This window comes from Butyrivibrio sp. (assembly GCF_017433805.1).
Lineage (GTDB): Bacteria > Bacillota > Clostridia > Lachnospirales > Lachnospiraceae > Butyrivibrio.
Window position 1 is genome coordinate 1 of sequence record NZ_JAFRGN010000022.1, and the last position, 12,061, is coordinate 12,061.

Here is a 12,061-nt window from a genome sequence, read left to right on the forward strand (position 1 = left end):
GATTACTCAGCTACGTAAGGCATAAGTGCAAGATGTCTTGCTCTCTTTACAGCAGATGTAAGCTCTCTCTGGTGCTTAGCGCAGTTGCCTGTGATTCTTCTAGGAAGAATCTTGCCGCTCTCAGAAACGAACTTCTTAAGCTTAGCTGTATCCTTGTAATCGATAACATTATCCTTGCCACAGAAAACGCAAACTTTCTTTCTTCTGTGCATTCCGCCCTTTCTCCTCATAGGAGCATCGGACTTCTCAGACTTTGTGAAAGCCATGGTAATTACCTCCTAAATTAGTTAAAAGGAAGCTCCTCGTCAATTCCATCAGGAATGTTCATGAAGCCATCCCCAGCTGCTGAAGGTGCAGGCTCGCTACTTGGCATATCTGATCCGAAGTTTCCGCCATTTGAAGCAGATGAATTCTTGGATTCAGCGAACTCCTGGTCTTCCGCAACTACATCAGTTGTGTATACTTTTACGCCATCCTTGTTGGTATAGCTACCAGTCTGGATGCGTCCCGTTACGATAACTTTGGTGCCTTTTCTAAAATACTTCTCAGCAAACTCACCAGCCTTGCCAAAAGCAACAATCTGAATGAAATCAGCTGTCTGATCCTGGCTATCTCTTCTAGCGAATCTCCTGTCAACTGCGAGTGTATATCTTGCTACGCAGCTTGCTGTCTCTCCCTGAGAATATCTAACGTCGGGGTCTCTTGTGAGACGACCCATAAGTATAACTTTGTTCATATTTTCGTCCTCTTCTATTTAAGCCTCGTTCTTAACGCATAAATATCTGATGACGCCATCCATAATACGCATACGTGACTCGATCTCTGCAGGTGTTGTACCCTCAGCATCGAACTGGATGAAGTAGTAGAAGCCTTCTGTCATTTTCTCGATCTCATAAGCGAGCTTCTTCTTACCCCAATCATCTACGTTAGTAATCTGACCACCATGCTTCTCGATAGTCTTCTTAACCTTCTCGATGACTGCTGTTCTGGCATCGTCTTCGATCTTTGCACTAACAACAACGGCTAATTCGTATTTGTTCATGCTATTGTTACCTCCTTTTGGTCTCTGGCTACATTTTTCATTAATGTAGCAAGGAATTTATCACAGAATGGTATGTTATCATAATTTCGCAAGTATTGCAAGCACTTTTTTATTAATCAGATAGATTATCTGATCCCTCTGATATTCTTCTCAATGCTCTTTCTTGGAACCATTATCTGGTGCCCACACCCCATACACTTTAAGCGAAAGTCTGCCCCAACTCTGAGAACTTCCCATTCAAAGTTGCCACAAGGATGTTGTTTCTTAAGTTTTATAATGTTGCCTACCTGAATGTCCATTTAAATCTCTATTCCCTGAAGCTGTGCCAGCTCCCTGAATACTTTACCTATCTTTTCTTTTACTATAAGAGTATTCTCTGCTGCTCTTACAGAAATCTCGCTCTCATTGATAACTACCAGGTATTTGCCTCTGAAGTAGTTGATAAATGAAGCTGCAGGATAAACAGTAAGAGATGTTCCTCCAATGATTAGCATCTGAGCCCTGGCTATTGCGTCGATAGCGCCGCTTACCTGATCATCAGGAAGTCCTTCTTCATATAATGTAATATCAGGACGTATTATTCCACCGCAATTGCAGCGTGGAATAGGCTCTTTTGACTCAAAAATATAGTCTTCAGGATACTCTTTTCCACAGCTCATACAATAGTTCCTGAGTGCGCTTCCATGGATCTCATAAACCACGTTGCTGCCGGCCTTCTGATGAAGTCCGTCAATATTCTGTGTGACAATGCCTTTGAGCTTCCCCATCTGCTCCAAAGCTGCCAGATATTTGTGGGCATCGTTAGGCTCGATATTCCTGGTATCCATTTTCTGTCTGTGGAACTCGTAGTAAACCTGTGGCTCATACACAAGACAGCTGTGGCTCAAAAGATATTCCGGCTGATACTGGTCAAATCTGACGTCGTGCTGATTATATAGGCCGTCTTTACTCCTGAAATCCGGAATGCCACTTTCTGTAGAAACGCCTGCGCCGCCAAAAAATACGATGTTGTCACAGGCATCTATCATCTCTTTTAGCTTCTGTATCTGTTCTGACATGTTTCCCCCTTTCCTTATAATGATATTTGCTATAACCCTCTTAATTTCTATTTATCAGCACATCTATTTTATCATAATTTCCTGTCAAAAATGTCTATAAGATACTTCTTTTACTATATCTATTGATTAAGAAAGAGAGGCCAGGCACTTTCGTGCCCGACCTCTCCGTATTCATACTTTTGCAATTTCCCAATTATCTATGAATTACTGAAGCTTTGTTGTGTTACCAGCATCAAACATAGCCTGTCTCTCATCAATAACATCCTGGTAACCAGCATCAAGGTACTTCTGTGAAAGCTCATCGTAAAGTGCATCGAACTCTTCTGGAGCGCACATTACAAGCTGATCACGGTACTCAGGATATACTTCTTCCTTAAGAGCTGTTCCGTTCTCTGTAACTGCTTCAAGAGCGCCACCGAACAGACAGTCAACGTTAGCATAACCAGCCTCGTAAAGAGCAAGCTGTCCCTTGTAGTTAGCAAGGATGTCATCATAGAAGTCCTGAGGAAGTCCCTGAGGATTGATAGCTGCGATATCCTTCTCGATGTCGCCAAATGACTTAGAAGCTGTAACAACCATCCAGTAGTCAACGTTGTTGTTGTGACCCTGCTGCTCTTCAAGACCAGACTGATCACCAACTGCTACAGGGTTGCCATTCTCATCATAGTTGAAGTTCTTGCCTTCGATACCCCATGTCATTGTGAAGAGGTTCTCATCCTGAGCCATCCACTCAAGGTACATCTCACCAGCCTTAACTTCGTCCTCTGTAGCGTTGTTTGCGAATGCAACCATTGCACCAAAGATGTTGTTAGGACGGAATGCGTTGCTTGATCCCCATGTAGCATCCTGTGTGAACTTACCATCGCATACTACAACACCGAGCTCTGCATCTGGGTTAGCCTCATAGAATGACTGAAGAACCTGCATTGTTGATGAAACGTATCCGCTCCATGTGAATGCCTTGCCATTGATGAAGTCAGCCTCTACATCAGATGTGCTTCTGAGGTAGTACTCTGGGTTAATATATCCATCGTTGTAAAGTTCGTTGTTCCACTTAAGAAGTCTCTTCTGAGCCTCTGTTGAAAGAGCTGGGATCTGGTAGTCACCAGTTGTGCACCATGTCTTCTCATCCTGTGGATAATCTCTGAAGCTGTAGTTCTGGTCAGCGCCTGCGCCTGCTACCTTAGAACCTGAAAGAAGGTACTCATGTCCATTCTCTTTCATCTTAGCGTAAGCATCAAGAAGATCAGATGCTGTTGCAGGATATGTATCATAGCCAGCTTCCTTGAGCCAGTCCTTACGATACCATGTTACGAATGTGTAGTTTGTGTTACCATAAGGTCTCTTACCAAGAACCATATAGTCCTCATCGCCAAACTTTGTATAGCCTGTAAGGCCGTTCTCTTCCATGTTTGCCCAGTATGTAGGAGCGATTGTCTTGAACTGCTCGAGGTCGATAGGCTGAAGATATCCATCAGCTGCCCATGTAGCGAGCTTATCATAGTCGTACTCCATGCAAAGTGTAGGAAGTGTATCTGTAGAAGCGAGCATAGCGTAGTCAGTCATAACGTCTGAACGTGTGATTCCTACATACTCAACCTTTACATTGTACTTGTCACCGAAGTTCTCCTGAACCCATTTTGTCCAGTAGTTGTTCTCAACGTCTGAACATCCGTTACCAGCATCGCCTCTGTCATAAACAGCTACGCGAAGTGTAACCTGGTTGTCAAAAGGTGTCCATCCATCAATACCAGCAACTGTCTCAGCTGGTGTTTCTGCAGCTGGAGCCTCTGTTGTAGTCTCTGTTGTCTGTGTTTCTGTCTTCTGAGTCTCTGTCTCTGCTGTTGTATTAGCAGCTGTGTTGTCGCCACATCCAACGATTGTTCCTGCAACCATAGCACCTGTCAGTGTTGTAGCAAGAACCTTCTGAAGAAAATTCTTCTTCATAATTCATACCCTCCTTCTAAACGTAAGAAAATGAAATTGTATTTTATGCCATGTTGTATGGCTTAAAATCATCCTTTAACTGCACCTATCATTGTTCCCTGAACGAAGTACTTCTGAAGGAATGGATAAATAATAATGATAGGAACTGTTACGAACATAATACATGCAGCCTGCAAAACTTCTGGTGTAGACTGTGTAATTCCACCTGTATCTGCAAGTGAAGCATTCTGAGCTTCTGTAGCTGATGCAACCAGCTGGTAGAGCTTGTACTGGATCATCTTAAGATCAGATGATCTTGTGTAGTACATGTTATCAGCGTATGCATTCCAACGTCCTACTGCATAGAACAGTGACAGTGTAGCCAGGATTGGCTTGGACAGTGGAAGTACGATCTTGAAAAGTATCTGGAAGTTTGTAGCTCCATCAAGGAAAGCTGACTCCTCCAAACTGTCTGGAATAGTACTTGAGAAGTAATTCTTCATGATAAGCATGTTGTAAGGTGAGTAGATAAGTGGAAGAATCAGTACCCAAAACGTATCCAAAATATGAAGCTGATAATAAAGTATGTACTGAGGAATAATACCTGCTGAGAAGTACATAGGTACCATGAGCAGGAATGTAAGTACTGGGCGGCCTTTAAGTCTCTTTTTTGAAAGAGGATAAGCTGCGCATGTACAAACGATCATTCCCAGTAAAGTAAACAACAACGTAATCCATACAGAGAATACCATTGATTTTGTCATGGATTCGTCATGAAAAACTCTTGTAAAAGCATCAAATGTAATATCTTTTGGCCAGAAGTAAACTGACTGTGACATTACTGCTGTGTTTCCAGAAATTGATTTAGCTGCAACGTGTACAAAAGGAAGTACACATGTAGCACATAGCAATATGATGACAAGCATCATTATCGCATCACTAATTTTAAAACCGATAACGGCGTTGGCTCCACCTGAGGAGAAGCTCTCTTCGCCGGTTACTGCTTTGCTCTTTCCCATCTCAAGTCCTCCCCGTTATAGCAAGCCATCTTCGCCAAGCTTCTTGGCAATTCTATCTGATATCAGAACCAGCACAACTCCGATTACCGACTGGAACAGACCAACGGCGGTCGCCATACTGAATTTGTTATTACTGATACCTTTCTGATAGATATAAACAGCAAGCTGATACTGGAACTCTTTGACCTGAGTGTTGCCCAGCGCTGTAAGTCTCTCGAGGTTACTACCCATAACACGTCCAAGGTTCATGATAAGAAGTGTTACGATTGTGCTTCTGATACCAGGAAGTGTAATGTGAACCATTCTCTGCCAACGGTTAGCTCCGTCGATCATAGCTGCTTCATAAAGTTCACCACTGATACCTGTGATAGCTGCGAGATAGAGGATTGTGCCCCATCCCATGCCCTGCCATACACCAATGAGCAGGTAAGTAATTGCCCAGTGCCATTTCTCATTGAGGAATGGAATTCCCTGTTCAATGAGCCCTGCCTGCATCATAGCTACGTTTACAAGTCCGCTTGAAGGCTTGAACATTGTAAGAGCTACGCTACCGATGATAGCCCATGATAAAAAGTGTGGCAGATAAAGAATTGTCTGTGAAACCTTTTTGAATCTCTTGTATCTAAGCTCATTAAGAATAAGAGCCAGGATAATAGGCATTGGGAAGCCTACAAGAAGATCAGCTATGTTAAAGACAATTGAGTTTCTGAGTGCTCTGGAGAAATCCGCATCCTTGAATACCTTCTGGAATGTCTGCCATCCAACCCATTTACTGCCAGCATATCCCTTAGCAGGTTTGTAATCCATGAAAGCCATACGAAGACCAGGATATGCACCATAACTAAATACGATTACTAAAACTAACGGAATCAAGAGAAGTAGATAAAGCTGCCAATCTCGTTTTAAGGCGCTTTTCCAAGACGTGGTAACTACCACTCCCCCTTTTTTGTTTTGCTTTTTCATACCTTTATTGCCCCTTCCCCTTGTATATGCTAATCCTAAAATAATTTAGTTTGTATATCTAATCACTTAGTCAAAAAAACTTTGCATAAACAACCATTTAAAGAAAAAGTTTTAGTGCCTTATGTCCCTTTTCCCTAAAAGCTCAAGATATTTTTTGTGCACTTTTACTACTCAAACGTTTTCGCTCTTTCGTCAATTCCCCGCAAAAAAGAGTCCGTTTTCTTTCGGACCCTTTTTTCTAAATTCTAAATATAGTTATTTGTCTCTGCCTTCTGTAAGCGTCTGAGCCTGCATCCAGCCTGTATATTCCAGTATTGAAGCGTTATCCACCCTAGCCATCTTGTGTCTCCACTCGCTAGGCTGAGTGCCCATTATCTCTGAAAAATGCCTGTTATAACTAGATACAGATCTAAATCCCACCTGCTCTGATATAGAAAGAATAGACTCCTCAGTTGTTCTGAGAAGTATGCATGACTGCAGTATTCTTGTGGTGTTCAGGTAGTTGAGAGGGCTTGTATTCATGATCTCATGGAACACTCTTCTAAAGTGAGTCTGGCTCAAATGGCACATATCAGCCAGCTCTTCCATAGGAAAGTTCATCATATAATTTTCCTTAATATAGTCCAAAGCTGGTGAGATCACGATAGCATTCTCGTGTGTATCCTTGTCATCAAGTTTTTTGCCCTTGTTCTCAGAATAAACCCTCATGACTTTCATAAAAAGAGACAGCATGAGCCCCTTAACAGAGATCTGGTAGTTGATCCTCTTTTCAATAAGCTCATCCATAGCTGTTCTGATAAGGTAGTAAATATCAGGATATTCTTCCTTATTAAGGATAAGCTGGAAGTTCTGAAGCATATCCGCAAACACCTCTGCGTATGGCGAAGAGTCAGAGTACATGCCCTTTAGAAGCTCGTCTGGCTGTATAAAAATATATGACCAGAGACTAGCTTCTCCCTTATTACTATATGTAGTGTGTGGAACATTTCTGGATATAAAAGTGATATCCCCAGCCTTAAAAGGATAGGGTGTGTTGTCGAATTCGATGACTCCACTGTCAGAATGGCAGATGCCTATTTCAAGGCAGTTATGGAAGTGGAGCTTACCTGACTTAACATCCGAAATATGCCAGCGATCCCCTGTCAGCAGCAGTACCGGAAAGTTCAAAGGCAGCTCATAGTTTCTATATTCAATAACAGTCTTTTTTGGTTTCGCCATGAAAATTTCCCCCGAAAAATTTATCACGAATGCGTATATTTTACCCAATCGCCAAAATTAAGTCAAATAGTTGAAATTGCAAAGGATTTTATTTTAGTTGAAGAGACATTTCGACCATGTACTTTTATAATTTCCTCAAAATGACCATATAAGGTGGCATTCAAGGAGTAATAACAGCATGGCAAATTTAACTTATGATAAAAAAGAAGTCGAAAGCGCAATAGATTCCATTGTTAAGCGCACTATGCGTATGGATCTGACCTGGGACTGGCCAGGAGGAGTGGCTTACTACGGCGTTTGCGAAGCATATCTTGCTACAGGCAAAAAAGAATACATCGAGATGCTCAAGGAGCGTATTGATGAATATATAGAACTTGGACTCCCTTCATGGACAGTTAACACCTGCGCTATGGGACACGCCATGCTTACATTATATGAATATTCTGGAGACGAGAAGTATCTTGATATCGCCAAGAGCAAAATCGACTACCTTGAGAACGAAGCTCTCAGATTTGGTGACAACGTTCTTCAGCACACAGTCTCTGTGAATAACGATTTCCCAGAGCAGTGCTGGGCTGACACTCTTTTCATGGCAGCATTTTTCCTGTTAAGAGCAGGCGTTCTTCTCAAGGACGAGAAGCTTATTGATGATGCACTCAATCAGTATTACTGGCACATCAAATATCTTCAGGATCCTGCAACAGGTCTTTTCTATCATGGTTATAACAACATAACTGGTGACCACATGTCAGGATTTTTCTGGGGAAGAGCTAATGCTTGGGCAGCCTACACAATGTCTGAGGTTGGCAGAGTTCTTCCAGAATGCTATCTCTATCCTAAGTTCCTTGATATTGTTGGTTCTATCAACGAACAGCTGGCTTCAATCAAGTTGCTCCAGACTGAGAATGGTCTTTTCAGAACTATTCTTGATGACGAAGATTCCTACGAAGAAGTTTCTGCAAGCTGTGGTATTGCTGCAGCCATGATCAACAAGGGCAATCCTCTTCACATCAAATATATTAACAAAGCAACAAGAGGCATCCTTGACAATGTTTCTGAAGACGGCCGTGTACTCAATGTTTCCGGTGGTACAGCTGTCATGAAGGACAGAGAAGGATATCGCGGTATCTCCAGAGATTGGATCCAGGGTTGGGGACAAGGCCTTGCGCTTGCATATCTGGCTGGAATTATCAATTACGACAAAATTAGAAGCGATGGGGCGCTTTAATATATCTTGGGGGTTTTTATGGGAGCAATGAACAGTAAGGGAGGATTCACTCTTCCAGGTGAATCAGGTTATGAAAAACTAACGCTTGAACTAGCGGAAAGATGGGGCGCTGATGTAATCAGAGACAGCGATGGCACCGTCTTATCTGATGAGATTTTGAATTCAGGCTATGGAATATACTCTACAATCTGCATTATCAGAGATCATAATGAATGGGCTAAAAGAAATCCAGACAAGCTTCAGCAGACATTTCTCATGACCCAGCCAAAAACTGCAGATGATGGTTATCTTACCTTCCATCTTCTTGACGACTTTTTTGATCAGCAGTTTAAGGTTAATGATTCTGCAGATTCCATGAAATACTGGCAGGTTTTCGACCGTACTACAGGTCGTGAGATCAGCAGCAATTTCTGGACCTATGAAAAAGAAGCCGGAAATGTAACAGTCAACAATGTTATCCCTTGGCATAGATATACTGTAAGCTTCCTTGCATATCGTATTTGGGAAGAGATTTCCATGTACAATCACACCACCAATAACTGGGATAAAGAGCATCTTATGCCCATCGATCCAGTTCATCCTGAGACACAGGAATACATGACAAAATGGCTTACAGACTGGTGTGAAAATCATCCAGCAACGACTGTTGTCAGATTTACTTCCATGTTCTATAACTTCGTATGGATCTGGGGAAGCAGCGAGAAAAATCGTAATCTCTTTACAGACTGGGGTTCCTATGACTTTACTGTCAGCCCTAGAATGCTCGATTCTTTCGCTGAAAAATATGGATACAAATTAACAGCTGAAGACTTCATCAACAAAGGTTCTCTTCACGTAACACATATGCCTCCAGTTAAGACTCAGCGCGACTACATGGATTTTGTTAATTCATTTGTTGTTTCCTATGGTCGCAAGCTCGTAGATATTGTCCACGGCTATGGCAAAAAAGCTTACGTTTTCTATGATGATAGCTGGGTTGGCGTAGAACCATACAGTAACAGATTTAAAGATTTTGATTTTGATGGTCTTATCAAGTGCGTATTCTCTGGATATGAAGTTCGTCTTTGCGGCGGAGCTGATATTGATACTCACGAGATCAGACTTCATCCATATCTTTTCCCAGTTGGTCTTGGTGGACTTCCAACCTTCGCTCCTGGCGGAGATCCAACTCGTGATGCCAAGGAATACTGGAACCACACAAGAAGAGCACTTCTTCGTACCAAGATCGACAGAATCGGCCTTGGCGGATATTTACATCTTGTTGAGAATTATCCTGACTTTGTGGATTATATTGAGAAGATATCCGATGAATTCAGAACTATAAGAGATCTTCACACAGAAGGTTCTCCTGTGACCATAGGCGCAAGAGTAGCAGTTCTTCATAGCTGGGGCAAGCTTCGCAGCTGGACACTCAGCGGTCATTTCCATGAGACTTACATGAATGACCTTATTCACATAAACGAAGCTTTATCAGGACTTCCCGTTGATGTAGACTATATCAGCTTTGAAGATGCAGTTAAGACTGATCTTTCTAAGTATAAGATCATAATAAACGCAGGTGCTGCCGGAACAGCTTGGAGCGGCGGCGATAACTGGAACAATCCTGTTCTTGAAGAAGTTATTTCCAAGTGGGTATTCCAGGGTGGTACATTCATCGGCGTTAATGAACCTTCAGCTATTGAAGGTTATGACACAGCCTTCAGACTTGCTAATATTCTTGGTGTTGATAAGAATACCGTAGATAAGGTGTGTCACGGCAAGTGGAGCTACGATCTTACTACAATCGACAATCTGATCCCAGAAGGCGCTTATATTCCTAAGAGATGCAGCGTTCATCTGACAGACGGAAAAGCTAAGGTTATTCTGGAAAGAGATGGAGAGCCAGTATTTACTGTAAATGACTTTGGAAAGGGAAAAGGTATCTATTTATCTACCTTTGAGACTACTCCTGTTAACAACAGACTACTTTTCAATATTCTTCTTTTTGCAGCTGGTCTTCCACAGGATGAGAAATATATCACAGATAATGCCAATACAGAATGTGCTTACTTTGCAGCATCACGTAAGCTTATTGTTATCAACAACTCTGATACCAAGCAGAGCACTTCAGTGAAAACTGAGTCTGGCGTTCAGAAATTCAAAGATATAGCGCCTTTTGACACAGTAATTAAACAGCTATAACTCATTTTCTATATTCCATATAGCAAAAAGAGCGGTGATTCCTCCCAAATTTATGTCACCGCTCTTTTTCTATGCAAAAATATCTTAATTAATTAAAATCCAGCCTTTTTGAGAAGATCAGCCATTGATGTTGTAGCTTCTCCATCGCTTTCATATTCAATCTTCTCTTCTGTAATCTCTGTAGCAGCAATCTCTTCAAGTGCCTTCATACTAAGACTAAGCTTACCGTCCTTGATAGCTGTTACCTTAACTTTAACCTTCTGTCCAACCTTAAGAACAGATGAAGGATGAGCAATTCTCTGATTGCAGATCTGAGAAATATGAACAAGACCTGTCATACCATTTCCCAAATTAACGAATGCTCCGTAGTTCTGAAGACTCTCAACTACGCCCTCTGTAACGAGACCAACCTCAACGTTAGAGATCATCTCAGCTCTTCTGGCATCAGCCTGCTCTCTAAGATACTCTCTTGCTGAAAGAACAAGCTTACCAGCTTCCTTATCAGCTGTAATAACCTTAACCTTAAGTGTCTTGCCAACATACTCAGCAAGCTGATCCTCTTCTACAAACTGAAGATCAAGCTTGGATGCTGGGATAAATCCTCTGATTCCCTCTAAAAATGCAACGCATCCAGCCTTAACAGCTTCTGATACCTTAACATCAACATATGTACCAGCGTCCATAAGCTCCTTAAGCTTATCCCAGGATAAAACCTGATTAGCTTCCTTCTTGGACAACAGGATGTTTCCGTTACCATCATCTGTACTAATGACTGTTGCGGAAACCTCGTCTCCAACATGAACGTCTCTATGTACTGAGAACTTAGGATCATCACTCATATCCTCTACTTTGATAATTCCCTGAGTGTAGTACTTAAGATCCAGTGTAATCTCTGTATCAGAAATATCTATAACTGTTCCTTCAAGGATATCTCCTTCCTTAACCTTTCTAAAGGATCTGTCTATCTCATCCTTGAAATCATTCATTGTCTCTTCTGGCATAGTAATACCTCCCCGAATATAATATTCATTCCCTAAATATATGCTACTTAGGCGATACAAGATAGATTATATCACAGTATATCAGGATATACTCACTATTCTCATTTTAGACAATAAAAAAGCTTACGAAAGTTAATTCGTAAGCTCTTAGAGGTGACAGGCGGATTTGAACCGTCGATCAGGGTGTTGCAGACCCACGCCTTACCACTTGGCTATGTCACCATATTCATTTGAATGACTCCGACGAGAATCGAACTCGTGTTACCGCCGTGAAAGGGCGATGTCTTGACCGCTTGACCACGGAGCCGTAATAGAACTGATTCAACATCAAAGCTATCTTTGATAAGCTCCCCAAGTAGGACTCGAACCTACGACACTTCGGTTAACAGCCGAATGCTCTACCGACTGAGCTATTGAGGAATACA

Annotated in this window: 12 protein-coding genes and 3 tRNA genes; 2 read left to right on the forward strand and 13 right to left on the reverse strand. The window is 41.9% G+C overall.

Going from position 1 to position 12,061, the window contains the following annotated elements:
• Positions 1-2: 2 nt before the first annotated feature.
• The 9 genes from rpsR to IJI01_RS06725 form a co-directional block, all read right to left on the reverse strand.
• Positions 3-266: a 30S ribosomal protein S18 gene (gene rpsR, locus IJI01_RS06685; protein WP_292187710.1), complete on the reverse strand. Its 264-nt coding sequence runs from the start codon at positions 264-266 to the stop codon at positions 3-5.
• Positions 267-283: 17 nt separating this feature from the next.
• Positions 284-736, reverse strand: coding sequence for a single-stranded DNA-binding protein (locus IJI01_RS06690; RefSeq protein WP_292187712.1), 453 nt, complete (start codon positions 734-736; stop codon positions 284-286).
• Between the two features lie 18 nt (positions 737-754).
• Entirely contained in the window at positions 755-1,042 is a 288-nt protein-coding gene (gene rpsF / locus IJI01_RS06695; RefSeq protein ID WP_026489981.1) for a 30S ribosomal protein S6, read from the reverse strand.
• 125 nt (positions 1,043-1,167) lie between these two features.
• Positions 1,168-1,341, reverse strand: coding sequence for a DUF951 domain-containing protein (locus IJI01_RS06700; RefSeq protein WP_292187717.1), 174 nt, complete (start codon positions 1,339-1,341; stop codon positions 1,168-1,170).
• The gene (locus IJI01_RS06705) at positions 1,342-2,100 is read right to left on the reverse strand and encodes an NAD-dependent protein deacylase (RefSeq protein ID WP_292187721.1); all 759 of its coding nucleotides are present in this window, start codon (positions 2,098-2,100) and stop codon (positions 1,342-1,344) included. It lies immediately after the preceding gene.
• A 204-nt stretch (positions 2,101-2,304) separates the two neighbouring features.
• Positions 2,305-4,047: an extracellular solute-binding protein gene (locus IJI01_RS06710; protein ID WP_292187724.1), complete on the reverse strand. Its 1,743-nt coding sequence runs from the start codon at positions 4,045-4,047 to the stop codon at positions 2,305-2,307.
• Between the two features lie 68 nt (positions 4,048-4,115).
• The gene (locus IJI01_RS06715) at positions 4,116-5,045 is read right to left on the reverse strand and encodes a carbohydrate ABC transporter permease (RefSeq protein WP_292187727.1); all 930 of its coding nucleotides are present in this window, start codon (positions 5,043-5,045) and stop codon (positions 4,116-4,118) included.
• Between the two features lie 15 nt (positions 5,046-5,060).
• Complete coding sequence (locus IJI01_RS06720; protein ID WP_292187730.1) at positions 5,061-6,008, reverse strand: ABC transporter permease; 948 nt, start codon at positions 6,006-6,008, stop codon at positions 5,061-5,063.
• A gap of 255 nt (positions 6,009-6,263) precedes the next feature.
• Positions 6,264-7,226 (reverse strand): AraC family transcriptional regulator, encoded by a 963-nt coding sequence (locus tag IJI01_RS06725; RefSeq protein WP_292187733.1) that lies wholly within the window; start codon positions 7,224-7,226, stop codon positions 6,264-6,266.
• A gap of 178 nt (positions 7,227-7,404) precedes the next feature.
• Between IJI01_RS06725 and IJI01_RS06730 the strand changes: the two genes are divergently transcribed.
• Positions 7,405-8,454, forward strand: a complete 1,050-nt coding sequence (locus IJI01_RS06730) for a glycoside hydrolase family 88/105 protein (protein ID WP_292187736.1) — start codon at positions 7,405-7,407, stop codon at positions 8,452-8,454.
• An 18-nt stretch (positions 8,455-8,472) separates the two neighbouring features.
• Positions 8,473-10,635: a 1,3-beta-galactosyl-N-acetylhexosamine phosphorylase gene (gene gnpA, locus IJI01_RS06735; RefSeq protein WP_292187739.1), complete on the forward strand. Its 2,163-nt coding sequence runs from the start codon at positions 8,473-8,475 to the stop codon at positions 10,633-10,635.
• 92 nt (positions 10,636-10,727) lie between these two features.
• On the opposite strand, the gene IJI01_RS06740 is transcribed toward gnpA, so the two are convergent.
• The 4 genes from IJI01_RS06740 to IJI01_RS06755 all read right to left on the reverse strand — a co-directional run bounded on the left by IJI01_RS06740 (position 10,728) and on the right by IJI01_RS06755 (position 12,056).
• Complete coding sequence (locus IJI01_RS06740) at positions 10,728-11,636, reverse strand: S1 RNA-binding domain-containing protein (protein ID WP_292187742.1); 909 nt, start codon at positions 11,634-11,636, stop codon at positions 10,728-10,730.
• 151 nt (positions 11,637-11,787) lie between these two features.
• Positions 11,788-11,858: transfer RNA gene (locus tag IJI01_RS06745), tRNA-Cys, on the reverse strand.
• A gap of 13 nt (positions 11,859-11,871) precedes the next feature.
• Positions 11,872-11,943 (reverse strand) — tRNA-Glu (locus IJI01_RS06750).
• A 40-nt stretch (positions 11,944-11,983) separates the two neighbouring features.
• Positions 11,984-12,056 (reverse strand) — tRNA-Asn (locus IJI01_RS06755).
• Positions 12,057-12,061: the final 5 nt, after the last annotated feature.

Coding starts and splice junctions, on each gene's coding strand:
- IJI01_RS06720 (WP_292187730.1), bottom strand. CDS start 6,008: ATGAAAAAGCAAAACAAAAAAGGGGGAGTGGTAGTTACCACGTCTTGG.
- IJI01_RS06725 (WP_292187733.1), bottom strand. CDS start 7,226: ATGGCGAAACCAAAAAAGACTGTTATTGAATATAGAAACTATGAGCTG.
- IJI01_RS06715 (WP_292187727.1), bottom strand. CDS start 5,045: ATGGGAAAGAGCAAAGCAGTAACCGGCGAAGAGAGCTTCTCCTCAGGT.
- rpsF (WP_026489981.1), bottom strand. CDS start 1,042: ATGAACAAATACGAATTAGCCGTTGTTGTTAGTGCAAAGATCGAAGAC.
- rpsR (WP_292187710.1), bottom strand. CDS start 266: ATGGCTTTCACAAAGTCTGAGAAGTCCGATGCTCCTATGAGGAGAAAG.
- IJI01_RS06740 (WP_292187742.1), bottom strand. CDS start 11,636: ATGCCAGAAGAGACAATGAATGATTTCAAGGATGAGATAGACAGATCC.
- IJI01_RS06730 (WP_292187736.1), top strand. CDS start 7,405: ATGGCAAATTTAACTTATGATAAAAAAGAAGTCGAAAGCGCAATAGAT.
- IJI01_RS06705 (WP_292187721.1), bottom strand. CDS start 2,100: ATGTCAGAACAGATACAGAAGCTAAAAGAGATGATAGATGCCTGTGAC.
- IJI01_RS06690 (WP_292187712.1), bottom strand. CDS start 736: ATGAACAAAGTTATACTTATGGGTCGTCTCACAAGAGACCCCGACGTT.
- IJI01_RS06710 (WP_292187724.1), bottom strand. CDS start 4,047: ATGAAGAAGAATTTTCTTCAGAAGGTTCTTGCTACAACACTGACAGGT.
- gnpA (WP_292187739.1), top strand. CDS start 8,473: ATGGGAGCAATGAACAGTAAGGGAGGATTCACTCTTCCAGGTGAATCA.
- IJI01_RS06700 (WP_292187717.1), bottom strand. CDS start 1,341: ATGGACATTCAGGTAGGCAACATTATAAAACTTAAGAAACAACATCCT.